Below are 25566 nucleotides of genomic sequence, written 5' to 3' on the forward strand. Positions count from 1 at the left end.
AGCAATGATTGTATGGCTCTCAGAAATCCATAAAATAGTAGGCAACTGAGAGACTTGGTATTTATTGAACTTTTCATTGTTTACATGTTAATTATTTATAAGGATTCTTTATGAAAACCACACCAGCTGCTGAAAAACTACCAAACACTATCGATCCTAGCTTAGATCTTGAGCAAGTCAAAAAAGAATGCCTTGGAATGGTAAAAAAACGTGCCAGAGTATCTGCTGGTGTTGCTATCATTCCTGTGCCTTTCTTTGATGTGGCAGTTGATGCTGGCATGTTGACACAATTGATTCCTGAGATTAGTGAACGATTTGGTTTAATTGAAGACCGTCAGTCTGCCATTAATCTAGAATCACGTGAAGTTCATTGGAGTGCTGTTAAAGACCGTACGGTCGACTTTGCTGGCCTAATGGCGACACGTGGTATTGTCAAAAAAACCATTCAAGGCTTTGGTGGCCGTATCGCAGCCAAGCAAGTGACCAAGTTCATTCCATTGGGTGGTCAACTGGTCGCAGCGACCATGGGTTACACAATCTTTAAGAAAATCGCTACCGACCATATCAATGAATGCTATAAACTCGCAAAAGATATCCAGCAAAAAGAACACGGCAAAAACGTTTAGAATAATAAACAAATACACATTCAAAGAGCTGGCCAAGACACTGTTTTGGCCAGCTCTTTTTATGGATCACCTTTATAATAAAAAAGTAGCGTGTTGGTTAGTGATGTTATTGATATGCTTTACTGATAAAATGCAGAGCCGATAACCCATTAAAGGACTAATACATGAAAAAACTTCTCGTTTCGACTGCTATGCTTGCCACTCTTGCTCTCGCTGGCTGTACATCAACAGGCACTGGTACGACTGCTGGTACTAGCGCTAATACAGCCATAACGACCGCAAGTGATATCGGTATGAACGTATTTAAGGCTGCTATCGACAACCAATGTCGTAGCGAAATCGAAAAACAAACTGCTTGGCGTGTTGCTAGTGTGGCGATGACTGAAACACAGCAAGAATCTGTCAAAACCAATGTTTGTGGTTGTGTCAGTGAGCAAGCACCTCAGCAGGTCACTCTCGTCGAATTGGGTAATGCTGCGATTGACTCAAGCTACCGCACCCAATTGGTGGCGCAAGTTGTCGCAAAATCTATCCAGAGCTGCTATACAAGTTTTGCCAAATAGATTCGGTTTTTATCTAAACAGAATCAGTAAGCCAATAAAAAGGGTGCGTTATAGATAACGCACCCTTTTTATTGCCAAACTTTTTATCACTAAATATTGGCCTCTGTCATTTAATGGGCTTGGTTGGGCAAACTGACTTATAACTTACCAGTACCAGATGCAGATGGCGATGAAGATAAGGCCGCTGTAACAGGTAATACTCTACCTCGGCGAAAATACTTAGAAGAGCTATCAATGATCTTATCTACTTCTTTGGTCAAGTCACTGATCACATCATCGTATACACCATGATATAACTCTGTCTCAAATGCGGTAAATGGATGCTTACGAGAAGCTGAACCGACTTCCGTCACACCTTGCTTGCTATAAAAAATATCCACGCGCCCGTCACTATTTAATACACAGTTCAATAAACCACCTTCAAGCTCCATCTCTATGCGCTCCGGCATAAAAATATAGTCATCGACATTGATGAGCTTTTTTTCTACTTCTCGTTTAAAAAATGATTTGATGTCGAACATAGTTACTTCCCTAGCTTTAGAATTATGAGATATGTTAGTTAGCACGCTTAATTTTATGATTATTGTTCAGTATTTTCTTGCGTGCATAATGATGCTTGTTTCGTTCACGTATCCTATAAGATAGGAATAGATTTTTTAAGGTACGATATGTAAAACTGCGTTTAGTGTTGGTAAAAATGATAGGCTAACATGAGACCTCAAGCGCAACTAATTAAAAAAGGAAAGTGCCAATCAGCAACTTCCCTTTTATATTATCGAACCGTCTTATCTAGCTCGATTAAACCCAATCTCTTTCACGAAATGACTTAAGCGCCTCAACGAATACTGCCATTTCATCAGGTCTGCCAAGCGTCAAGCGATTAAAACCTGTAATAGGCGCAAACTCACGACCAACGGCAATACCATGTTCACGCATTCTATCAATATAGGTTTGCACATCACCTTTTATCTCATGAAATATAAAGCTGGCCTGCGACGGTAAATACCGTAAACCAAGCTCATCTAATGTCTGCTCAACCAGCTGACGTGATTGATTGGCAGTTTGCAAGCTCAATGCCAAAAACTTCTCATCATCTAAGGTCGCTAACGCTGCCACAGCACCAGATAAATTGGTATTATCAATTGATATGAACGCTTCTAATTTAGCAATCATTTGCGGGCTAGCGACTGCATAACCGACACGCATGCCAGCGAGGGCGCACAACTTTGAGAATGTCCGCACCACGACGATATTGTCTGAATGCGGCTCTTTTATCCAAGTAACACCACTCTCAAAGCTTGGGTCTGTCACGTACTCTGAATAAGCTTCATCTAATAAGAAGTAGTGATTGTCTGGCGCGCGCCCTACCCAGTCTTTCAATATCTTGGTATCAGTAATCGTCGCTGTCGGGTTATTGGGATTGCAGAGATAAAGCAAGCTGATACCATCGAAGTCAGCAGCTACTTTTTGCATACTTTGCAAGTCAAAAGCATAGCTCTCATCTGTTAGTGGTACTTTTACCACAGATACATCGATGGAGGTAGCATACAGCTCAGCATAAGCAAAGGTTGGATGCGGTACGATGACTTGGAATTTTTTACCTGATATTAATGCTTGGTTTTGTAGCATCTGAATGACCGTACGGATGTTTTCGCTAGAGCCACTGCCTAGTGAGATTTGGCTCTCTGTAACGCCGTTTATGTCTGCGACTTTGGTAATCAGCGCTGCACGCTGGTCATCTGGATAACGAAACCCGATGTCTAAAGAATCTATGACTGCTTGCTTGGCAGATTTTGCCATGCCTAGTGAGTTTTCGTTAGAGTTTAATTCTATTAAATTATTGGTAAGCACAGTGAATAATACGCCTAGATTGTATTCATTTTAAAAATCTGATTTGCTATGACAAGATGCTCAGCTAAGCTAGAGCTTTTCCCCTCATGAGCATTATTGCCGCTCAAACCTTTAAAATGCTATGTGAGTGATGAGATTGACCCCGATATGGTAAGTGGCATTGCTCGGTATTACAAGCATCCTGTGTGCTCTGGTATTTAATCAACCATAAAAAAAGTGAGGTGATTTGTAATCACCTCACCCTTGCTATATCTGTCCTGATCTATCAGATTAAATGTGCTTTTAACTCTAATACTTTGTCACGCGTCTTCGCTGCATCCTCAAACTTCAAATCACGCGACATTTGCTTCATAAGCTGCTCAAGACGGCTGATCTCTTTGGCAAGTAAATCAGGGCTACGTAAGATGCTAATGTCTACATCAGGCAGATTACTCTTGATTGGAATCACTTGATTGTCATTGGCATTCTGATCGTCACCTGTATCGATTTTATCCGTGATACTACGACGCGCACCTTTAGGCGTGATATTGTGCTCAAGGTTAAACGCGACTTGTTTTTCACGGCGACGGTCGGTCTCGTCTATCGCTTTTTGCATACTGTTGGTGATGCGATCTGCATATAGTATGGCTTTACCATTAATATGACGCGCGGCGCGGCCAATGGTCTGAATTAAGGCACGCTCAGAACGCAAAAACCCTTCTTTATCGGCATCAAATATCGCAACCAATGACACTTCTGGCATATCCAAACCTTCACGCAACAGGTTGATACCGACCAGCACATCATGCACACCTGTACGCAGCTCATGAATAATCTGCATACGCTCGACGGTATCGATATCAGAATGCAAATACGCGACTTTGACATCATATTCTTTGAGATAACTGGTCAAATCTTCTGACATGCGCTTGGTCAACGTGGTAATCAATACACGCTCATCTTTTTCACGGCGTTTGGTAATCTCCGATAGCACATCATCGACTTGAGTCAGTACAGGACGTATCTCAATCTCAGGATCAATCAAACCAGTCGGACGTACAACCTGTTCGACTACTTGCTCGCTGTGCTCTAACTCATATAAGGCTGGCGTGGCACTCACATAAATGGTTTTCGGCTTGATACGCTCCCACTCTTCAAACTTCATCGGGCGGTTGTTCATCGCGCTTGGTAGACGAAAACCATAATTGACCAAGTTCTCTTTACGTGATCTATCGCCTTTATACATCGCGCCAATTTGTGAGACAGTCACGTGTGATTCATCAAGGAACAGCAGTGCGTCTTCTGGAATATAATCAAACAGCGTCGGCGGCGCTTCCCCTGACGGGCGACCAGAGAGATGCTGTGAGTAGTTTTCGATGCCGTTACAGTATCCGAGCTGCTGAATCATTTCAAGATCATACTGAGTACGCTCTTTGAGACGCTGTGCTTCAATCAGCTTGTTATTCTCGCGGAAATATTCCAATCGTGGCTCTAGCTCCGCGCGAATGGTATGACTGGCCGCTTCCAGCTTATTACGCGGTGTCACATAATGCGATTTTGGATAAATGGTAATACGTGGCACGCTACGCACAGTCTTACCCGTTAATGGATCGAACCAAGTGATTTTCTCCACTTCATTGTCAAATAAATGCACCCGAACGGCCAATTGCTCAGACTCAGCCGGATAGATATCTAGCAGCTCACCACGCAATCGATACGTACCACGGCCAAAATCCAACTCGTTACGCATATACTGCATTTCAACTAGGCGCTTAATCGTCGCCGTACGGTCTATTTTATCGCCTACAACCACATGCAATAGCATTTTTAGATAGCTTTCAGGATCACCCAAGCCATAGATGCAAGATACTGACGCCACGATAATCGCATCACGACGCTCTAATAGCGCACGCGTGGCTGACAGACGCATCTGATCGATATGATCGTTGATGGCGCTGTCTTTTTCGATAAAGGTGTCACTCGCTGCAACATAAGCTTCAGGCTGATAGTAGTCATAATAACTGACAAAGTATTCAACCGCGTTGTTAGGAAAAAACGACTTAAACTCACCGTATAGCTGAGCGGCAAGCGTTTTGTTGTGCGCCATGATGATGGTTGGACGCTGAGTTTCAGCGATGACCTTCGCCATAGTATATGTTTTACCAGAACCCGTCACACCCAATAGCAACTGCTCATCCATCCCCGAGTTGATACCGTTGACCAGTTTTTTGATCGCTTGCGGCTGATCGCCTGCTGGCTCAAAATCTGTGACCATCTCAAAGGCACGGCTCGATATTTGCGTCCCTGACGCATTGACACCACTAATTTCAGCTTCACCTTGGAGCTGAGTGGCCAATTGATTTAACTGACGCGATGAACGCGGTTCAGGCATACGCATAATGGCTTTCTTCCTAATTTTTATAATGAGGTAAGGTTTAAAACAATATGGGGTCTGAGTGATGGTTTTTAAAGGACAATCATGGGCTAGATACGATGCTAACAGGTATCAGTTTTAGCTTATATAGAGGTGCATAAGACCGATATTGTATACGCCTGTTTTGGCAAAAAATCTAAGACAGTTATAAAAAACTCACAGAATTTTGGCTATATTTACAAAGCTTTTCATGGTTAACAAACTCTTTACACGACCACCTCACAAAGCCTAACACTCAAGGGTTTCAACAGTGATTTAAGCTGCTATCATTCATAACGAATCAACAAATAGTCCATATAAAGAAAGAATGTCAAATAAGAACAAATCAAATATTCAATAATAGAAAATGGAGTAAGATATGAGAGAACGTTACGCAAGTGGAATTTCAGACGACACCGCCAAAAAAATGATCGACCTATTAAATGCGAATTTGGCAAACGTGATTGATTTAACCTTAGATGGCAAGCAGTGCCATTGGAACCTACAAGGTACTGGTTTTATTGGTGTACATCAGTTACTAGATGACACGTCAGATCGTATCCTTGAAGTGTCAGATACTATCGCCGAACGTATTGTCATTTTGGGCGGTCAGCCAAACGGTCTAGCCAGTCGTGTGGTAAAAGAGTCTATCCTAGACGATTACCCAACAGATATCACTGAAGTCGACCAACATGTTCGCGAACTTACCAGCCGCTACAAAAAAGTAGCTGAGACATTGCGTGAAGCAATTGCTGCTGCTGGCGATGCAGGTGATGAAGATACCGCTGATTTATTCACAGAAGCTAGCCGTATCATTGACAAAGATGCATGGTTCATTGGCGCTAATGCCCCAAGTAAATAATGTTAGTATAAGATGATGCGTCCTCAGACAGTAGGATGACATAAAAAAAGCCGTCATTATTGACGGCTTTTTTGTGCTTTAAGTTAAGAGACATTGTAAGAAGCATTGACAGGCAACACGATACTAAATAGCAAACTGCCGTGACCAGTTTTGGATTTTCTGATTAACCATTACTTCATTTAGACATCTGACAAAGTCAAAATATCTGCATTGGGTACAGACAGTGTCAAAATGGCTTCTTGAAACGTGGGGTTACTACGAAACAGATTCTCTATCTCTTCAAATTTTTGAGCAATATGCGCCTCTTTTTGATTACCAGCGATATCTACTGCCGCCACCATAAATATCTTTTTGGGGCCCACCCATTCTAGATGTAGATAGGACACACTATCGATATCTGGGTGATTAAGCAGCTCCTCCAAGACATAATTATGCATGCGCTCAGTTACCCGATATCCTATCAAAAAATCTCGGTTGCGACTGATCAAAAAAATCGCGACCACACCAAGTAGCAAGCCGACAATGATAGAGCCAAGCGCATCCCAATACGGCTCTCCTGTATAAGCATGCATGCCCATTGCCATGGCCGCTATCACCAAGCCAATAACGGCGGCCAAATCTTCAAAAAACACACCTCGCAGTGTCGGGTTGGAGGTATCCATGACATACCCAAGCGCACTAATATCAAGCGCTTCACCATGTTTTTTGCTCTGTCTATACGCTTGAATCAACGAAAACCCTTCGAGCACAAACGCCACTGCTAAGACAATAAAACCAATCGTGTAATTGGTCTCAGATTCAGCAGCATTCCATTCCTTAATACCCGTATAAATGGACACAATAGAGCCTGCGGTAAATACACCAAAAGCAGCAATCATTGACCAAACATAAGACTCTTTACCATAGCCTAGCGGGTGACTTTTATCAGCAGGTTTGATAGATTTTTTTTCTGCGACAATTAACAAGGTGCCGTTGCCCGTGTCCGCCCATGAGTGCGCTGCTTCAGCAATCATAGAGGCCGAACCGGTCATAAAGGCAGCGACCGTCTTGGCAATCGCGATGATAAAATTGGCACCAACCGCAATGAGCACGGTAACAAGCGAACCTGAATGGTCATCGTCACTATTTTTTTGGTCTTTGTCAGGGCCAGGAGTAAGAGCAGAATGAGCATCACTAATACTGGCAGTCTGGCCAGCCCCACGCGCACGAGGCGCGGAGGTGCTACGAGAAGGCGTTAGATGCTGCTGCGGATTGGCAATCGATGGTTTTAAGCTCATACCAGACTCACTAAAAAAACAGGTGCATACGGTCAATTTTAAATAAAACAGATACGTTTGATGACATCAAGCGACTGCAGTATGCTATCTGCATGCTTTGCCCACAAAAACGCATCCCAGTTTCGCTGTCTCTTTTTAATATTAGACTGACTATATGACATAGGTTGACTGTAAATAAATGCTCTCAGATATGCTCTATGTTGGCTCAGCCTTATTTTAGTCAGGCCTTACATAGTGCCATTGATAGCGACGGTACTCAGACTACTGACTTTTTTATTCAGCATTTTCCTTTTTATCTATATCGTTAATCATGCCACCAAAGTCGCAGCTTGGACGATGTGAGCTTTGCATACGCAAGTTTTTGCGCTCTAGCGCGGCATCAGCACGGCACTGTTGCAGATCATTTTTAATCTCAAGTGGTGGCACGGCTGTTGGCTTACCCTTATCATCGATAGCGACCATCGTAAAGTAGCAGCTATTGGTATGCCGCACTGTGCGAGCACGAACGTCTTCTGCTTCAACACGAATGCCAATCTCCATAGACGTATTTCCCACATAGTTGACACTGGCAGCAAAGGTCACTAGCTCTCCCACATAAATAGGCTCTCGAAACATCACTTGGTCGACAGACAGTGTCACTACATAGTTACCGCTATACCGGCTAGCACAGGCATAAGCAACCTGATCAAGCATCTTGAGTAAATCACCACCATGCACATTGCCAATGAAGTTTGCCATATCGGGCGTCATGAGTATCGACATATATAGCTCACTGTTTAAAGGAGCTTTTTGAGCGGATGAGCTGGTATTGTATTGCGGCATAACGATCCCTTGATGGTTTGGGCTTATTGGGTCTTAAGACTTTTAATGATATATGTCATTTATACAGCAGGTAATGGGATAGCACAAACAGACCTCTGTCAGTAAATAGTCTAGGTTGTGTAATCAAGGCTATACAAATAAGAGACGCTTAAGGGAATCCAGTATAAATTGAAGCTCTTTATACCTGCCATATCATTTTAACTCAACCAGTGAAAACGATAAGCCAACCATGCGACAATCGCGCTCACTGAACCTGTCAAAACACCGCCCCAAACAAAATCTACCAACGCCGTATCTAAGGTAAAGCCTTTATAAAGTGCCAAGTTGGTAAAATCATAGGTGCCATATGCCATCAGTCCAATCAAACCACCAAGCAAGAAAATATGACCGACAGATGCGCTTGCTTTGATTTGTGGATACAGAATCAGAATACAGAGTGCCAGTATGTAAAACATATAGAACACGCCGGCCGCCATCATATTTGGCTCATCAGCTAATAGATGCCCGATACGTGACTCATAAAAAGCCCCTTTCATGGTCGTCAGCCATACAGCATCGACACCCAAAAAGATAACCACAGCAGCGAGATAAATAAAAACGTAACCCATAATGATATCCTTAATAAAGTAAGCGCAATGAATAAAAGTTATAGCGTCAGTCGTGGTTGAATAAAGTCCAAAAATGCCAGAATACGCGATGATATGGCACTGTTTTTGTAATATACCGCCTGTATCGATTCACGATGGTTCGGTCTGACAATTGCTTCAGGCAACACCTCAATGAGTCGTCCTGATGCCAAATCATCACCAATCATAAAGTGCGAAAGCAAGGCAATACCTTGGTGAGACAAACAGAGCTGACGCAAGGTCTCGCCGCTACTGGCCGTCATGTGGAAATCAAGCATGACAGACTTTGTCAAAGGCCACCTATTCAACTTGGAGGCGTCATTAAAACCAATCAATTTGTGAGTGGCTAAATCATCAATATGAGTCACTTCGCTATGCTGATGCAAATACTCAGGACTAGCGACCAATCGCAGCTTACTTTGTCCCAACAGACGCGCGTGCAGGTTTGAGTCTTTTAAGTCGCCAATCCTAATGGCCAGATCGGTCTTGTGCTCAAGCAAGTCGATGATATTGTCATGCGAAGTTAGGTCAAGCGTAATGTGTGGATAGTGCGACAAAAACTCGCCGACCAAGGGTGTCAGTTGATGCAACACAAACGGGCTGGCAGCATCAATACGTAGATGCCCGCTCGGCGCTTGTTTTAGCAGCTTGATCGCCTCTTCACCTGTATATAAGGTATTTAAACTCTCACGCGCATATCTGATGAAAACATGCCCTTCCTCCGTCAACTCCAATCGCCGTGTCGTTCTATTGAGCAGCGTACATTGCAGCGTGTCTTCGAGCCTAGATACAGCACGAGAGACTTTGGCAACCTGCTGATTCAATAAATTGGCAGCGCCCGTAAAGCTACCCGTGTCTACCACGGTCAAAAATATCTCTATATCTTCTGTTTTAGCATGCCCCATCATCTTAACCTTTACAAAATCGACAAAGATATTTTGTCATTTATGCTGTTTTTTGCAAACTATAAATCCGTCAAACTGCGCACATCATTTAATTATTAGGATGTCGTTATGCCACTCGCTTTATGGGCGCTTACCTTAAGCGCATTTGCAATCGGGACAACCGAATTTGTCATTGTTGGACTGGTGCCAACTATTGCCACCGATTTGGGCGTGAGCTTGCCCTCAGCTGGGCTGCTAGTCAGTCTTTATGCTCTGGGTGTGGCCATTGGTGCACCCGTACTCACAGCACTTACTGGCCGCTGGAATCGCAAAATAGTACTCATGAGCCTAATGGGTCTGTTCGTTATCGGTAATTTGGTAGCATGGCAAGCACCCAGTTATGAAACCTTGATACTGGCGCGTGTTTTGACCGGTCTGGCACACGGCGTGTTTTTCTCTATTGGTTCCATGATTGCCACTAGTCTTGTCAGTAAAGAAAAGGAAGCCAGCGCAATTGCCATTATGTTTACCGGACTTACCGTTGCACTTGTCACTGGTGTACCCCTTGGCACGTGGATTGGACAGCATTTCGGTTGGCGCGCTACGTTTTTAGTAGGGTCGGTCTTGGGTTTAATCGCTTTGATTGGCAGCGCACTATTGGTACCAAAAAACCTCAAACAATCTGTACCTGCTACGTTCAAAGAGCAATTACAGGTCATTGTAAAACCACAATTACTACTGGTTTATCTCATGACTATCCTTGGCTATGGTGGTACTTTTACCGCATTTACTTACCTTGCACCTATTCTAGAGCAGCAAACCAAATTTGCACCGTCTGCTGTTGCCCTTATCATGATGGTATATGGCGTATCCGTTGCTATCGGCAATATCTGGGGTGGCAAGCTTGCAGATAAACGCGGCCCTATTAGTGCGCTTAGTATTATCTTTAGCGCGCTGAGCATTGTCTTGCTGATCTTTACCTTTACCATGCAATCCAAAGTCGCCGCCGTGCTGACGATTCTGGTCTGGGGTGCATTTGCCTTTGGTAACGTACCTGGCCTACAAATCTACGTGGTCAAGCAAGCTGAAAAATATACACCAAATGCCGTCGACGTCGCCTCTGGTCTAAACATTGCTGCATTCAATATCGGCATTGCACTAGGTTCTATCATCGGTGGCAGCGTGGTTGAAAACATGTCACTGCAAGACACCGCGTGGATAGGTGCTGTTATCTGTCTACTGGCACTTGTCGTTACGCGTTATTCAGGTATGTTAGACAAGCGTGCAGCACATCAACTAGCCACTAACCACTAACCACTAACCACTAACCAAGCATAATTACTGAAAACAAGTGTTAAAAATAGAGACCGTGAACATAGGATCACTAAATATACGAGCACTGAAAACCCAGATACCAGCAGAGCAGTCGTCTCGCCCTGCTCTGCTTATTGACATAACATCGATGATCTAAACGGTCTAAAGGTCTAATAGCTAGACAGCTGCTGGCAAATCAGAAAAATGTAGTGTGTCGATGTTGTCCGGCTTAACTGCGGTCACTTGTACCACGCCAATGGTACGCTCCAAGAATCCCCCTTCACAGTAGCAAAAGTAAAACTCCCATAAGCGGACAAAGGCCTCATCGTAGCCAAGGTCTTTAATCTCAGTGCGCTGCTTCATAAAAGCGGTGCGCCAATCACGCAGTGTGTAGGCATAATCAAAACCATAGTCATGCAACTGCTTGACGACCATGTCTGTCTGTTCGGTAAATTGTGTGGTCAGCTCTTGGTTTGAGAGAAGACAACCACCTGGGAATATATGGGTTTGGATAAAATCGACCGACCCTACATAGTCTTGATAGTTTTGGTCGTTGAAGGTGATTGCTTGTAATACCATCAGCCCTGTTGGCTTGAGTAAGCTATTACACTTAGCAAAGAATGTCGGTAGATACTCATGACCAACGGCTTCAATCATCTCAATACTGACCAGTTTATCGTACTGCCCTGTCAGCTCACGGTAATCTTGCTTGAGCAGCGTAATCTTGTCAGACAGTCCAGCTGCTTCGACTCGGCGCTGCGCCTCATCATACTGCGCATCAGAGATGGTGGTCGTGGTGACATGACAGCCATAATGCTTGGCTGCATAAATCGCAAAACCGCCCCAACCTGTGCCAATCTCAATTACGTTATCCTCAGCACTGAGCTGTAGTCGTTGGCATATCAGCGACAGTTTGTGCTGCTGCGCGTCACTCAAGGTCACATCAGGTGTCTTGTACACTGCAGAAGAGTACATCATCGTTTCATCTAAAAAGCGCTCGTACATCTCATTGCCGAGATCATAATGCGCTAGGATGTTTGATTTTGAGCCAGATTTATCATTACTACGCAGCTGATGCTTGGCTTTTTCAAAGGCTTTGCTCACGCCAGCAAAACGGTTCTCTAACTTATTCAATACTGCTAAGTTACGAGCTGCCAGTCGAATCAGCCCTGTCAGATCATCCGTATCCCATTCGCCATTGATATAACTGTCAGCAAGCGCGATAGAGCCACCAAGTAATAGTTGGCGATAGACAGCGCTATCGTGAATCTGCAACGTCACATGTAGCGAATGGCGACCCACAGCCGAGCTACTGATGACACTATCTGCCACAGGACCAAAGCTACTGGTCTTAGGAGCTTGCTTGCCAAATGTTTCAATTAGCGTAAGACTACCAAATTGAATGTGATGTAACGCCCGAAATATCAGTTTTCTAGCCACATGGCTCGCACTATTGCTCACTGGCTGCAATACAGTGCTTTGATTCACAGCTTTACTCACGCGGGCGGTTAGCTTTGCTAATGTGGTGACGGGTGCTCGGTCGGTCGGTCTTGCTGACATCGTATGATTGTCCTTGTCTAAGTGCTTTATATTTTGGGTGAAAGATAAAAATTCTGGCAACTTGTTATTTACGTGTTTCTATTTCTGGGTTTGCGTTTTAATTCTGTCTTCTCAATGATCCAACACTCGCTTCTTACGCATCGGTATTTTTCTGCTGACTGTCAGCAAGCTTTTCATCGTAATTGATATAAGGGACTTTTTTGATGGCATAGAGTTTAAAAGCATGCCAATAGATACGCATTACAGACGTCATATTCATCAATGGATTCTGACGCAAGCTTTTTCGGACAGTCATGTCAGTCATCGGCACACCTGATATCTTGATGCCCGTTTTTAACACTTCGCCGCGCTCGTCACTGATGTTAATGGCAATACGAACTTGTAAACAGTTATCTGAGTGCCGATTTACCTTAACTTGCCAGCGATATAGCTGATCGATGGGATTAAAAGGCGACACATGAAAATCCTTGTCATGGCAAAATTCCGTCTCAGCACCATCTAGCAAAAACCCATAGCAGTGACGTTTGTCCCATGGTGTATTGGACACCTCAGCCAATAAATGCGTTGGTGTATGATGCTCATCAAACCCCAGATAAAAATTGACTGGGCTGAAGTACACACCGATATTACGGCATACGAGTAGACCCAACATATCCCCTGTCGGCACACTACCTGTATGTTGATTAAATGCTTGTTTAAGGCGATGATTCAATGCCTGAACAGACGATAAATCGGTCTGAGTCACATCAGTCTTAATACCATCATCGTCGCTTAGGCTATTTGATTGGTCTAGGTGTATCCCTTGCAGATAATCATCAGGACAAAATCGTTGCAATGCCTTTCCCTTTGCCGAAAACAGCGGCAAGCCTTTCACTAACAGCGTCTTTGGTAGTATATTTTTCAATGACCATTTTTTTATGACGCTACTCTTGCCTAATGCTGCGGTGGTTATTTCGGGCAGCGCTTGTCCTGCGGCCAATGCACTGATATTGACACCCCAATAACGATAAGGGTAGACGAACTTATTAACGTTAGGTAGCAGCCGACTGTGCCACGTCGTGCCCTCAAACAACTGATGTGGCAATACAGCTTCGTCAGCCAGCTTGTGATTCGGCATAGCACTAGAGGATTGAGCTGCAGTTTTATTTGGCATGACGACGACCGAACAAACTGCGTTTTTTCTTTTGATTGGTATCGATAGCCGTATTTTGCAAACGCTCAGCATACTCAACGAGCTCTTGGTTAGTCGTTGCCATCGTCACTTGACGGTTATTGAGTTGGCGCGACTTTGTATCGGCCTTTATGGGTAAGTCCTTATAGCGAAATGGCGTATGCGCGCTATCGGCATCAGGCAGATGCGCTGGATCAACCTCGTCCTTTATCGCAATGCCATGCCCGAGTGCCTGACACACACGCAGACCACTACGCACACCATCTTCATGAAAACCATTGAACCAATAGGCCCCGCAGAAATGGGTGTGCAAGCCATTGCCAGAGATCCTGTCCCATTTGGTTTGAGCGTCAATCATCGCTAGATCAAACACTGGATGACTATAATCAATACTTTTAACGACTTGCGTATCGTCAATATCGTGATTCAATGTGACCAAATAATTGTGCTTTTTGGTCAGGCGCTGCAATATATTCATATGATAAGTTAGTACTGGCTTTGCAGGTATCTGTCCGTTTCTAGATGCTTGTTCCTTACCCTTAACACTGCCTGAGTCCAATTCATCTATTAAGTAATTCCAGCTTGCCCACGCCAATGGTTTTTTGGGTAGCACGCTGGTATCAGTATGCAGTACCGCTGTGTTTTTGGTGAAGCGGAAATGACTGAGCACTTCAGACTCATCAGTACTGGCATCTGCTAAAATGTTGAGCGCAGTATCTGCATGACACGCAAAAACCACCTCATCAAACACAAGAGTCTCAACACGATTGTCAGCACTACCTTTATTCTGAACAGTCAATGTCACTTGACTGCCATCACGAACCACAGACTGTACAGGGCTGTTGACTCGCACCTTACCGCCCGCTTTGATAAAGCGCGGTACCAGTTTATTAACATACTGCTTTGAGCCGCCTTTTATCGTAAACCACTGCGGACGATTGACCACATCGAGCAGGCCATGATTGTCAAAGAACTGCGCAAAAAACACCAATGGAAAATCTTGCACTTCATCGAGACTGGTTGACCAAATGGCCGACACCATCGGAAGCAGATAGTTATTGGTAAACAACTGACCATACTTCTGCTGTGTGAGATAGTCACCTAGGGTCTGCTCAGTAAACCCACTGATGTCTTGTCCTTCTGCCCGTGCTATATCATAGTCTTGGCGTAACTGCTTTATGTGCTTATTGAACTGCAATACATCTTTGAGAAATCGCCAGAATCTTGGGTTTAGCACGTTTTTGCGCTGAGACAACAATGTGTTGAGCGTATGGCCATTGTATTCAAACTTACGGGCAGTGTTTTTCACAGAAAAACTCATATCCGTTGCCTGAAACGGCACTTGCAACTCATGTAGCAACCGGAAAAAGTTAGGATAAGTACGTTCGTTAAAAACAATAAACCCTGTATCTATCGCACTGCTTTCTGTCTTGCTACTCTTGGCCTTTTTACCGTCTTGTAAGGTCACATCGATCGTGTTTACGTGCCCACCGATATAATCGTCCGCTTCAAAAACCGTTACCTCATGCTGCGCTCCTAAATAATGCGCGCAGGTTAATCCTGAGACACCTGAGCCAATGATGGCGATACGCTTTTGGTCTGTGGTTTGCTTGGAGTTTATCGCAGTCTCACTACTGCTAATCTCATTGTTGGCAGTCGTTTGACGGTTTGCACGCTTGAAACGAGTAAACGGCATAAAAGCATTTCCTTTGGTATTTTTATGGTAAATGAGATGTCTGTTAATGCTGATAAATTATTTTTTATTGAGCTTTTCGCTTACTTGCTGCCAAACCAGATCAGGCAACGCCCCCAATGCCTTTAATGGCACAGTCAGCTTTTTGGGGAATTCGATCACGTCATGACCACTCTCAATGCCATCACGTATGGCTTGGCTTGCCTGCGCTGTCGTCTGGATAAACGGCATAGGAAAGTCGTTTTGTTTGGTCATTGGCGTTTCTACAAAACCCGGCACGACTAAGCTAACTGACACATCATGCGGAGCGAGGCTAATCTGTAAGGTTTTCATCAAGTAATGAATCGCCGCTTTTGAGCTACCATAAGCCTCAGCACGCGCAAAAGGCACATAAGCAGAGGCTGACCCGATGCCAACCAAACGACCTTTTGAGGCGATTAACTTGGGTAGCACGCCTTCAATCGCGTGCGATAATGTGCCCATATTGACGGACATCACTTTCATAAACGCACTGCTATCAAAATTCGGCATATCTAAATACTCGCACATACCAGCCCCGCAAATTGCCAAATCAACATGTTCTAATGTCTCAAAAGCTGCAATAACTTTTTCTCGATCCATTAAGTCCAAATCAATTGTTTCTGCACCTAGCGATTTGAGTTCAGCCAATGCCTCATCATCACGGCCGACAGCATATACATGATGCTCTGCCAGCAAATAATCTTTTGCCAATTGGTTACCGATACCAGAGGTGGCACCCGTAATGAGAATATGTTGCTTTTTAGATGAGTTTGTCATTGTAAATATCCTTTTTGAGTATTTTTATAATATAGAATGAATGGTCTTAAACTGAGCGCTTAGTGAAACCTTAGACCTTTGATAACAACTATTTATTATTATTTTTTTTACAGATACCATTGGTCGTATTTCATTAAGCAATAAGCCATTTTATTTAACAAATCTAAATAATTATAGTGGTCGGTGATAGGTTTATTGTTGTGACTTCGCAATTGGCCGTATTTATTAACGCTATCAAATCCTGCAACCTTCACGTTTTTGCTACTGATTGTAGGGACACTCACACCGCTTATGTTGTCATGTTGGTGGCTTGCACCATAAGACAGCCCAATAAACACATGCTACAATGAAAAATCAGTCACACAAACCGTTAACAGCGCATCATTGGTCATAAAATAGCGTGATACCCATAAACGGCTGTTTGTTTTCGTGCCATCTGGTAGTGTGTGCTGATGACCGTTAAGACGTGATACCATCAGTAGTTATACAATGAATAGTAGACATTTTATATCCCCTCTCCCATATAAAAAGGAGCTCTCATGAGCGAGTTGCAATTATCTGACCGCGTTAATAACATCAAGCCATCACCGACTCTAGCCATTACTAATAAAGCAAAAGAGCTAAAAGCGGCTGGTAAAGATATTATTGGTTTGGGCGCTGGCGAACCTGATTTTGACACCCCAGAACATATCAAAAAAGCCGCCATCGATGCTATTAATAACGGATTCACAAAATACACCGCTGTCGATGGTACACCAGAGCTAAAAGCCGCCATCATTGAGAAGTTCAAGCGTGACAACGATATCAGCTATGAGCCAAATGAGATTCTCGTATCGGTCGGTGGCAAACAGTCTTTCTTTAATCTTGCTCAAGCCTTTATCAACTCTGGTGATGAAGTCATCATTCCAGCCCCCTACTGGGTCAGCTATCCTGACATGGTTATCATCGCAGAAGGCGTGCCAGTTATCGTCAAATGCCCAGCTGAGCAAGACTTCAAAATCACCCCTGAGCAGTTAGAAGCCGCCATTACTGACAAAACCAAAATGCTGGTATTAAATAGTCCATCTAACCCAACGGGTATGATTTATACCTTAGATGAGCTAAAAGCATTGGCTGAAGTACTCAAAAAGCATCCACACGTCTATATAGCCTCAGACGATATGTATGAGCACATTCGCTGGACGGGTGATAAATTCTACAATATCTTGAACGCTGCCCCTGAGCTAAAAGATCGCGCCATCATCTTAAACGGTGTGTCTAAAGCGTATGCGATGACAGGCTGGCGTATCGGCTATGCGGGCGGCCCTGCTAAGCTAATCGGCGCAATGAAAAAAGTCCAATCGCAATCAACCTCATGCCCAACGTCAATCAGCCAAGTGGCAGCAGAAGCGGCCATTAGCGGTGACCAAAGCGTACTAGAACCGATGGTAGACGCTTTTGAGAAGCGTTGTGACCTTGTGGTCGATGGCTTAAATGACATCAAAGGCATCACTTGCTTGCGTCCTGATGGCGCATTCTATGTGTATCCAAACATTGTGCCACTGATCAAAGCCGCTGGTTTATCATCCTGTACTGAGTTTTCAGAATGGTTGTTAGATAAAGTAGGCGTTGCCGTTGTACCGGGTGATGCTTTTGGTCTTGGCGGCTATATGCGTATCTCTTACGCCACCGATGAAGCCACTCTAAAAGACGCCTTGTCACGTATCGAGCAAGCAGTTGCTGAGTTAGACGTGGCTGAATAACGTATAAACTATATCAGGACGTGTCCTCATCTAATGCTATTAACAAAAGACGCCTTAAATGAGGCGTCTTTTTTGTGCTTAATAAAACAAGCACTTACCTGTTTTTTTCACAAAAAATGCGTAAAACCCAAAAAAAAGGCTTGACGTATTTTTTATCTTTGTTAGAATACGCCCCACTTAGCAAGAACTCGTTAGAGACTGTTAAGGCTCGTTGTAAGGTCTCAAGTACTTATAGCTTATTCTCCAATAGCTCAGTTGGTAGAGCAACGGACTGTTAATCCGTGTGTCCCTGGTTCGAGCCCAGGTTGGAGAGCCACATTTTAGTAGTAAATTTTTTGAATTATAATTAATTCAATTATGGCATTTGCCAAAACCCTCATCACTTTGATGGGGGTTTTTTTATGTCTCTCATTTAATATTATTTATCACCATTACCATTTTGATAAACGCTTACAACTACTTTATCTCGTACTTGATTATGACAATGATATTTAAAAATGAGTATCATTGTCACCATCGAATATTACTGTAGTAAGTTTTTCATCAGTTAACTTGGCAACAGTGGCAACCAGAACACCAATGCTAACAAGGTCACTAACAACACTGGCGGTGTAATAACTAATCCAATCTTAATATACTGTCCCCAGCTAATTCTGTAGTCCTTTTCTGCTAACACATGCAGCCATAAAAGGGTTGCAAGACTACCAATCGGCGTAAACTTAGGTCCTAAATCGTTACCAATGACATTGGCATAAATCATCAGCTCGCGCGTTGCAGCAGGCACTTGTGCTTGATCAATAGCAAGCGCGCCGACTAAGGTCGCTGGCATATTATTCATAACAGAAGCGACTATAGCGGACAAGAACCCAGTTCCGACGGTAGCAATGACAGCGCCTTGTTGACCCAACCAGTTAAGTACTTGCGCGCCATAGTCAGTGAGACCTGCATTGCCCAAACCATAAACCACCAAATACATCCCGATTGAAAACAGGACAATTTGCCAAGGGGCATTGCGTACCACATCGCTCACAGAGACTACCGCACCACGCCCGCCTTGCCAAACGCGTCCAGCGATTGCCATTAGCGCAGCAGCAGCGATACCTGTAACCAGTGAGATAGGCAGCCCCAACGGCTCTGTCGCAAAATAAGCGACCAGTAGCAAACCTAATAACGGAAAAGCGGCTCTAAAGACTAGTGGATCTGTAATAGCGGACTCTGGTGCACTTAACTCACTAATCGAGTAGGTCTTGGTTATATGACGTGCATAGACAATCCACAACACAAGCAGCGTCGCTAGTACCGATACGATATTAACTGGTACCATCACCGCCGCATAACGACCAAAGCCTATATCAAAATAATTGGCACTAACGATGTTCACTAGATTTGAGGTGACCAGTGGCAGACTTGCCGTATCAGCGATAAAACCAGTCGCTATGATAAACGCTAGAGCTGATGGTGGCGAAAAATTCAGACGCAGCAAGATAGCGATAACAATCGGGGTTAGTAATAGCGCAGCACCATCATTGGCAAAAAAGGCAGAGATAAAGGCACCCAGTATGACAATCATCGGAAATAGTAGATGGCCTTGCCCATTGCCAAGGCGTGCCACGTGCAATGCCGCCCAGCCAAAAAACCCTGCCCGATCTAAGATAAGCGAGATGATGATCAGCGCCACAAAAGTAAAGGTCGCATCCCAGACAATATCCCAAACGACACCGACATCTGATAGCTGCACGACGCCAAGCGCTAACGCGACTAAGGCACCACCCATGGCGCTCCAACCGATACCCAACCCTTTAGGTTGCCATATAACTAAGACTAAAGTGACCACAAAAATAGCAAATGCAAGCATTGTACAACCTTACTTAAGCTGATTTTATTCAGCCGATTTAATATAGGGGATCAGATCGATTTCTGATTGACGCGATTTGAGAGCTCTTTGGTACTTTCTACCCGCTCAGAATAGCGATCAGTGAGATAGTCTGAGCGTCCACGTGTGAGCCAAGTAAACTTCACTAGCTCCTCACAGACATCGACAAGACGCAGATATAATGGAGACATATCCATGCGATTGTCTTCGTTAAATTCCAAAAAGGCTTTGGGTATCGAGGATTGATTGGGAATAGTGATCATCCGCATCCAGCGCCCAAGAATACGCATCTGATTGACCGTATTAAAGCTCTGACTACCGCCGCTGACTTGCATCAGTGCTAGTGTTTTACCTTGAGTTGGACGCACGCCACCTAATGACAGCGGTATCCAGTCGATTTGCGCTTTCATAATACTGGTGATACTACCGTGACGTTCTGGACTCACCCACATCATGCCTTCTGACCACTGCGCCAGCTCCCGCAGCTCTTGCACTTTGGGATGGTCTGAGTCTACATCGTCAGGCAACGGTAAGCCGGATGGATCAAACATTTTTACGTCACAACCATACCAGCGTAGCAACCGGCTCGACTCTTCAGCAGCCAATCTAGAAAACGAGCGCGCGCGGACAGAGCCGTATAGCACTAATATTTTAGGCGGGTGACGTGAGTCGTTAGGTGCGACCAGAGACTCAATATCGATAGGCTGAAGATTACCTATATCAATATTGGGCAGCTCGTCGAAGTTAGGTGAATATAAAGCAGTAGGATCAACTGCCAATGCTTGGTCAACCTCAGTGTTTGTCATGAGTAATAACCTCACCGTCTTCTTTTGTGAAGCTACTTACCGGATTTGTTAGCAGTTCAAACATACGTTCTGAAGGACGACATAGAGCAGCGCCTTTATCAGTCACCACGATAGGACGATTGATTAGAATAGGATGCGCAATCATGGCATCGATAATTTGATCGTCAGACAACTCAGAATTATCTAGACCAAGCTCATCATTGATAGCTTCTTTACTTCTTAATAGCTCTCTAGGCGAAATCTGCATTTGTGCCAATAGCTCAACTAAACGATCGCGCGTTGGTGGGTTCTTCAGGTATTCCACCACTTCTGGCTCTTCACCTGACGCTTTAATAATGGCAAGTGTGTTACGAGATGTACCGCATTTAGGATTATGAAAAATTAATGGCTTCATAGTGTTTACACCTATTTTATGTATTTATTGAGTTGATAATTGGTTTAATCATTACTTTGCTCAGTAGACTCATTTACTCTGCAGCCACTCAAACTATCCATGAGTGACGCACACAATTCTGGATGTCCTGCACAGCAATCTTTCAGCAGGAACTGAATGACGTTATCCATATGAGATAACGAAGCACGATAGATAATCTGTCGGCTATGACGCTGTGAGATCACCCACCCTGCTCGTGCCAGCACCGATAGATGGGCTGACATTGTGTTATGAGGGACAGAGAGCTGACGGGCTATTTCGCCCGCAGGTAGGCCATCAGGCTCATGACTGACTAGCAGCTTAAAAGCCTTTAAACGAGTATCTTGAGAGAGCGCAGCAAAGCTTGCGATAGCATTAGTTATTTCCATATGTCCAATAATACAGACATATTAAAATAACTCAATGTTTTACAGATATTTTTATTCTAGAAGATGTATGCCTGTGTAATTAAACTATATATATCGACGAGTAAAAGCGATTAACTAAATAGTAAAAATAACGATCACTTACCCTTTTGACCTAAAATTCTCTACGTTTGGCCTTATGTAAATAACAAGTTTATTATATGTTATTGTATATTGATGATACTTAGAAGTTCATGCTAAATTGAATGCAAGCTTATGTAAAAGTAAAACTAGATTTGTCTGATAGCTCTCCCACCATACTGCCAATGAATATGATTAAAACAACAATAAGGAAATGACTATGCTACTAGAGAAAATTAAGACACCTGGGCTTTCGCATCTATCCTATTTGGTAGGCTCTGGCGGTCAAGCAGCAGTGATTGATCCACGTCGTGACTGTGCGATATACGTAGAAAAGGCACGCGCAGCAGGGCTTGAGATTACTCATATTTTTGAGACCCATCGTAATGAAGATTTGGTTTCTGGTGCACCTATCTTGGCATCAATGACAGGAGCAACAGTTTTGCATGGACCCAATCCAGAACGACCTGTTGTATACGCTCAGACAGTACGTAATGGTGATTGCTTTTCAATTGGCCAATTAGAAATCCGTATTTTAGAAACCCCTGGTCATACCGATGATCACCTTGCTTATGCGCTGTTTGATACAGCATATCCAGAGAAGGCGGTTGGAGTTTTTACGGGCGATGCACTATTCGTAGGTGATGTCGGTCGTACTGACTTCTATCCTGATCGTCGTAGAGAAGTTGCAGGTTTACTTTATGACTCATTACAAGACATTCTAGCGCTCGGTGATCAGGCGATTATTTATCCAGCTCATGGTGCAGGGTCAGTCTGTGGTTCAGGTATGGCGGAACGCGAGTTTTCTACCGTCGGTCATGAAAGAATGAACAACCCACGCTTACAGATTACCGATCGTGAGGCATTTATTGACTTCAAGACTAGCGAAAACCATTATCAGCCGCCCTACTTCAGATTGATGGAGCGTCTCAATATGGAAGGTGGTGAAGCGCCCCCAGTCGTTATGCGTCCGCGTAACCTTTCGCTCAAACAGCTGCATGACTGCGATGCTGATCATCTCATCGATATTCGTGAACCTATGGCATATGCGTCAGGACACCTGCCCGGTTCTATGATCTTACCTGTCAACATGCTACCTGCGTTTGCTGGATGGTTTATTGAAGAAGGACAAAGCTTGGCACTGATTGCCTCTAATGAAGAGCAACTTGCGACTGCGATGGAGCATCTGGTACGTATTGCTTTTGATAATATTATAGGTGGCTATGTGGGTGTCGTCCCTGCTGCTGCAAAAGGTGAGCAGATGCAGCAAACCCCTATGATCGACACAACCGAGGTAGAGAGTCGCCTTAATAATGCTCAGAACTGGACATTGCTCGATGTGCGCGATATCGATGAGAGAAATACTAGTGCGATTGAAGGCTCACAGCATATCTATGTTGGACACCTGAACGAACGTTGGCATGAGCTTGACCAAAGTCGCCACTATACATTGATGTGCGCCAGTGGTGCTCGGGCAACAATAGCAGCAGGATGGCTTGCTAGTCGAGGTTTTGAAAATATTGATATCTATCTAGGGTCGATGGGCGCATGGCAAGCAACGCATGACTAACACTTTATCCGTAGCTAAAATCTACAATGAACTAAACGCGTCACAAATTTTAGATAATGCGTTTTAAGCAAAGGCACTTTAAAGCGCTGTATCTAAGATAATTACGACGACAACCCTTCTTTTATTCAATATAAGACTGATATAAAAGAAGGGTTTGCATTTTAGCTGACCTCTAAGTGATATGATTTAAATAAATGTAAGTCATGGTTCTAGATTCTAACTCTTACTGTTTTTCCTTATCTGACTTATAACTCATAAAATTCAGATACAAAAAAACCCCAAACAATCTAATGTTTGAGGCGAAACTTACTTAAACTCGAAAGTTTAAATTCGTTTTAAATATGGCGCAGCGGACGGGACTCGAACCCGCGACCCCCGGCGTGACAGGCCGGTATTCTAACCAACTGAACTACCGCTGCTTAGGTCTCTTAGCTTGTTTAGCCACTTGCTAAGAAGTGGTGGGTGATGACGGATTCGAACCGCCGACATTCTGCGTGTAAGGCAGACGCTCTACCAACTGAGCTAATCACCCTTCGAACAATTGCTAGGCAATTTATTCAACATCAACTGAGCTCTTAAGTTTGTCACTAAGCTCTGCTGCTGTGGGTGTGTATTATATAGATTTACAGATGCGTGTCAAACAGTATTTACCACTTTCTTTAATATTTTATTCACTATTCTGACAAGCATATGTTTTTATTGATTTTATATTTTTAGAAATATTCAATACTTCTAAGCTTCATGCTTATTTATTGGCTAGCGCTTGCTCGATATCACTTTTAATAGCTTCTGGCTTGGTCGTTGGTGCATAACGGTCGATGACCTGGCCTTTGCTATCGACTAGAAACTTGGTGAAATTCCATTTGATACCATCTGTCAGCACGCCACCCTTTTGCTCTTTGAGCCATTCGTAGATGGGATGAGCATCTGCACCATTGACATCAGTCTTTGCCATCATTGGGAAACTCACACCATAGTTCTTTTGGCAAAATGCACCAATCTCATCGTTGCTACCTGGGTCTTGGCTACCAAATTGATTACAAGGAAAACCGACGACCACCAGTCCTTGATCTTTATACTGTTCATATAGTGACTCTAAGCCTTCAAACTGCGGCGTAAACCCACATTTACTTGCGGTATTGACGATTAATAATACTTTATCTTGATAATCTGAAAATGCTTGCGTACTGCCATCCATGCGCTCAGCGGTAAAATCGTAGATAGTACTCATTATTTATCCTTAAATTGAGGTTTTTATTGTTTTAGGTTTTTGTGCAATACTTTTTTTTAATCATATACATAATAAACACTATTGAAAAGGAAGCACTTTGTACTTCCCTTTCATACTTATAATACTACCTAAACTACTTACTTCTCAGTTTTATCTAAATCGATAGAGACTGAGTTGATGCAATAGCGCATGCCAGTCGTTTCACTTGGCCCATCAGGGAATACATGACCCAAATGCGCGCCGCAGTTACTACAAGTGACTTCTGTGCGCGTCATACCTAGCGAGTTATCGACATGCTCTTCGATTGCACTGTTATCGATACCTTGGTCGAAGCTCGGCCAACCACAGCTAGCATCAAATTTATTGCTTGAGTCAAATAAGCTAGCACCGCAACCTTTACAGCGGTATACACCATCATCGGTCACATCGTTATAAACACCAGTGAATGGGCGCTCTGTGCCTTTCTCACGCAGTACATGGTATTCGTCAGCACTCAATCGCTCTTTCCAATCAGCTTCTGTTAACTGGCTAATCTCTTCTTTACTTAGTTGATTGTCTTGCATGGTTTGTCCTTATTCGAGTATTTATTATCTAATCTCTGTCACTATTTATCGCCATATCATTATGAAAACGACGTGCCCTATCTGTTGATTACTTACGTACTATTCAAGGCATATATGAGTGTAATGCTGCCTATATTTTAGAATCATCATGTCATTAGATAGAATTTTATCTCACTAAAATATATCAAATTATCCCAAAACTAGAATGAGTAAAGATGTAATTTTGGTAGGTAAACATGTATTTAGATAACAATTATCATCACGAAAACCAAATATAGAAAAAGCATTGGGTAAAACTAACAACAATTGCAAGTTATTCTTGCTTTTATAAGTATAAATAATTTTATACCCACTTGTAATCATACTAATAATGCAATAATATCTTGCATTACCATTTAGTAAAAACAGTATTAGTTTGTATTAT

The 25566-nt window shown here is 43.4% G+C and carries 23 protein-coding genes and 3 tRNA genes; 7 read left to right on the forward strand and 19 right to left on the reverse strand.

All coding sequences use genetic code 11. From position 1 onward, the window contains the following. Positions 1 to 110 precede the first annotated feature (110 nt). Complete coding sequence (locus tag I6E86_RS09895; RefSeq protein WP_197177328.1) at positions 111 to 626, forward strand: hypothetical protein; 516 nt, start codon at positions 111 to 113, stop codon at positions 624 to 626. Positions 627 to 790: 164 nt separating this feature from the next. Continuing rightward, a complete protein-coding gene (locus I6E86_RS09900; protein WP_197177329.1) occupies positions 791 to 1189 on the forward strand; it encodes a hypothetical protein in 399 nt (132 codons plus the stop codon). 137 nt (positions 1190 to 1326) lie between these two features. Here the strand turns inward: I6E86_RS09900 and I6E86_RS09905 are convergent, their stop codons facing one another. The 3 genes from I6E86_RS09905 to uvrB all read right to left on the reverse strand — a co-directional run bounded on the left by I6E86_RS09905 (position 1327) and on the right by uvrB (position 5417). After that, entirely contained in the window at positions 1327 to 1710 is a 384-nt protein-coding gene (locus I6E86_RS09905; protein WP_197177330.1) for a hypothetical protein, read from the reverse strand. A gap of 277 nt (positions 1711 to 1987) precedes the next feature. Continuing rightward, positions 1988 to 3040, reverse strand: coding sequence for a histidinol-phosphate transaminase (locus I6E86_RS09910; RefSeq protein WP_320158533.1), 1053 nt, complete (start codon positions 3038 to 3040; stop codon positions 1988 to 1990). Positions 3041 to 3305: 265 nt separating this feature from the next. Further along, on the reverse strand, positions 3306 to 5417 hold the full coding sequence (gene uvrB, locus I6E86_RS09915; RefSeq protein WP_197177331.1) for an excinuclease ABC subunit UvrB: 2112 nt from the start codon (positions 5415 to 5417) through the stop codon (positions 3306 to 3308). A 394-nt stretch (positions 5418 to 5811) separates the two neighbouring features. On the opposite strand from uvrB, the gene dps reads away from it, so the two are divergent. After that, positions 5812 to 6294: a DNA starvation/stationary phase protection protein Dps gene (dps, locus tag I6E86_RS09920; RefSeq protein ID WP_197177332.1), complete on the forward strand. Its 483-nt coding sequence runs from the start codon at positions 5812 to 5814 to the stop codon at positions 6292 to 6294. A 179-nt stretch (positions 6295 to 6473) separates the two neighbouring features. Here the strand turns inward: dps and I6E86_RS09925 are convergent, their stop codons facing one another. The 4 genes from I6E86_RS09925 to I6E86_RS09940 all read right to left on the reverse strand — a co-directional run bounded on the left by I6E86_RS09925 (position 6474) and on the right by I6E86_RS09940 (position 9924). Beyond that, entirely contained in the window at positions 6474 to 7571 is a 1098-nt protein-coding gene (locus I6E86_RS09925) for a cation diffusion facilitator family transporter (RefSeq protein WP_197177333.1), read from the reverse strand. A 273-nt stretch (positions 7572 to 7844) separates the two neighbouring features. After that, a complete protein-coding gene (locus I6E86_RS09930) occupies positions 7845 to 8393 on the reverse strand; it encodes an acyl-CoA thioesterase (RefSeq protein ID WP_197177334.1) in 549 nt (182 codons plus the stop codon). 197 nt (positions 8394 to 8590) lie between these two features. Continuing rightward, complete coding sequence (locus tag I6E86_RS09935) at positions 8591 to 9001, reverse strand: DUF2177 family protein (RefSeq protein ID WP_197177335.1); 411 nt, start codon at positions 8999 to 9001, stop codon at positions 8591 to 8593. A gap of 38 nt (positions 9002 to 9039) precedes the next feature. Continuing rightward, complete coding sequence (locus I6E86_RS09940) at positions 9040 to 9924, reverse strand: LysR family transcriptional regulator (protein WP_265090685.1); 885 nt, start codon at positions 9922 to 9924, stop codon at positions 9040 to 9042. Positions 9925 to 10032: 108 nt separating this feature from the next. Here I6E86_RS09940 and I6E86_RS09945 point away from each other — a divergent pair, with 108 nt between their 5' ends. Next, entirely contained in the window at positions 10033 to 11217 is a 1185-nt protein-coding gene (locus tag I6E86_RS09945; protein WP_197177337.1) for an MFS transporter, read from the forward strand. 177 nt (positions 11218 to 11394) lie between these two features. Here the strand turns inward: I6E86_RS09945 and I6E86_RS09950 are convergent, their stop codons facing one another. From I6E86_RS09950 to I6E86_RS09965, 4 genes are all read right to left on the reverse strand, one after another. Then, a complete protein-coding gene (locus tag I6E86_RS09950; protein WP_194363922.1) occupies positions 11395 to 12777 on the reverse strand; it encodes an SAM-dependent methyltransferase in 1383 nt (460 codons plus the stop codon). Positions 12778 to 12910: 133 nt separating this feature from the next. After that, on the reverse strand, positions 12911 to 13930 hold the full coding sequence (locus I6E86_RS09955) for a DUF1365 domain-containing protein (RefSeq protein WP_197177338.1): 1020 nt from the start codon (positions 13928 to 13930) through the stop codon (positions 12911 to 12913). Next, the gene (locus I6E86_RS09960) at positions 13920 to 15644 is read right to left on the reverse strand and encodes an NAD(P)/FAD-dependent oxidoreductase (RefSeq protein WP_197177339.1); all 1725 of its coding nucleotides are present in this window, start codon (positions 15642 to 15644) and stop codon (positions 13920 to 13922) included. The genes I6E86_RS09955 and I6E86_RS09960 overlap by 11 nt, the downstream gene beginning before the upstream one ends. Before the next feature lie 57 nt (positions 15645 to 15701). Further along, positions 15702 to 16439 (reverse strand): SDR family NAD(P)-dependent oxidoreductase, encoded by a 738-nt coding sequence (locus I6E86_RS09965; protein ID WP_197177340.1) that lies wholly within the window; start codon positions 16437 to 16439, stop codon positions 15702 to 15704. Positions 16440 to 16978: 539 nt separating this feature from the next. Between I6E86_RS09965 and I6E86_RS09970 the strand changes: the two genes are divergently transcribed. Next, entirely contained in the window at positions 16979 to 18181 is a 1203-nt protein-coding gene (locus I6E86_RS09970) for a pyridoxal phosphate-dependent aminotransferase (protein ID WP_197177341.1), read from the forward strand. 240 nt (positions 18182 to 18421) lie between these two features. Beyond that, positions 18422 to 18497, forward strand: a tRNA-Asn gene (locus I6E86_RS09975). 231 nt (positions 18498 to 18728) lie between these two features. Here the strand turns inward: I6E86_RS09975 and I6E86_RS09980 are convergent. The 4 genes from I6E86_RS09980 to I6E86_RS09995 are packed head-to-tail and all read right to left on the reverse strand — an operon-like array spanning position 18729 to position 21661. After that, positions 18729 to 20036 (reverse strand): arsenic transporter, encoded by a 1308-nt coding sequence (locus I6E86_RS09980; protein ID WP_197177342.1) that lies wholly within the window; start codon positions 20034 to 20036, stop codon positions 18729 to 18731. Positions 20037 to 20086: 50 nt separating this feature from the next. Next, positions 20087 to 20860, reverse strand: a complete 774-nt coding sequence (arsH, locus tag I6E86_RS09985) for an arsenical resistance protein ArsH (RefSeq protein ID WP_197177343.1) — start codon at positions 20858 to 20860, stop codon at positions 20087 to 20089. Then, entirely contained in the window at positions 20847 to 21254 is a 408-nt protein-coding gene (gene arsC / locus I6E86_RS09990; RefSeq protein ID WP_197177344.1) for an arsenate reductase (glutaredoxin), read from the reverse strand. The genes arsH and arsC overlap by 14 nt, the downstream gene beginning before the upstream one ends. Positions 21255 to 21298: 44 nt before the next feature. Continuing rightward, positions 21299 to 21661 carry an ArsR/SmtB family transcription factor gene (locus tag I6E86_RS09995; protein ID WP_197177345.1) on the reverse strand — a complete coding sequence of 121 codons (363 nt, stop codon included), beginning with the start codon at positions 21659 to 21661 and terminating at the stop codon, positions 21299 to 21301. Positions 21662 to 21998: 337 nt separating this feature from the next. Between I6E86_RS09995 and I6E86_RS10000 the strand changes: the two genes are divergently transcribed. After that, positions 21999 to 23348 carry an MBL fold metallo-hydrolase gene (locus I6E86_RS10000; RefSeq protein WP_197177346.1) on the forward strand — a complete coding sequence of 450 codons (1350 nt, stop codon included), beginning with the start codon at positions 21999 to 22001 and terminating at the stop codon, positions 23346 to 23348. A gap of 342 nt (positions 23349 to 23690) precedes the next feature. Here I6E86_RS10000 and I6E86_RS10005 read toward each other — a convergent pair. The 4 genes from I6E86_RS10005 to msrB all read right to left on the reverse strand — a co-directional run bounded on the left by I6E86_RS10005 (position 23691) and on the right by msrB (position 25142). Then, positions 23691 to 23767 (reverse strand) — tRNA-Asp (locus I6E86_RS10005). A gap of 37 nt (positions 23768 to 23804) precedes the next feature. Further along, a tRNA-Val gene (locus tag I6E86_RS10010) sits at positions 23805 to 23880 on the reverse strand. A gap of 213 nt (positions 23881 to 24093) precedes the next feature. Continuing rightward, a complete protein-coding gene (locus I6E86_RS10015; RefSeq protein ID WP_197177347.1) occupies positions 24094 to 24579 on the reverse strand; it encodes a glutathione peroxidase in 486 nt (161 codons plus the stop codon). Between the two features lie 137 nt (positions 24580 to 24716). Next, the gene (gene msrB / locus I6E86_RS10020) at positions 24717 to 25142 is read right to left on the reverse strand and encodes a peptide-methionine (R)-S-oxide reductase MsrB (RefSeq protein ID WP_197177348.1); all 426 of its coding nucleotides are present in this window, start codon (positions 25140 to 25142) and stop codon (positions 24717 to 24719) included. Positions 25143 to 25566 lie beyond the last annotated feature (424 nt).

Source organism: Psychrobacter sp. SWN149 (assembly GCF_015864565.1).
GTDB lineage: Bacteria > Pseudomonadota > Gammaproteobacteria > Pseudomonadales > Moraxellaceae > Psychrobacter.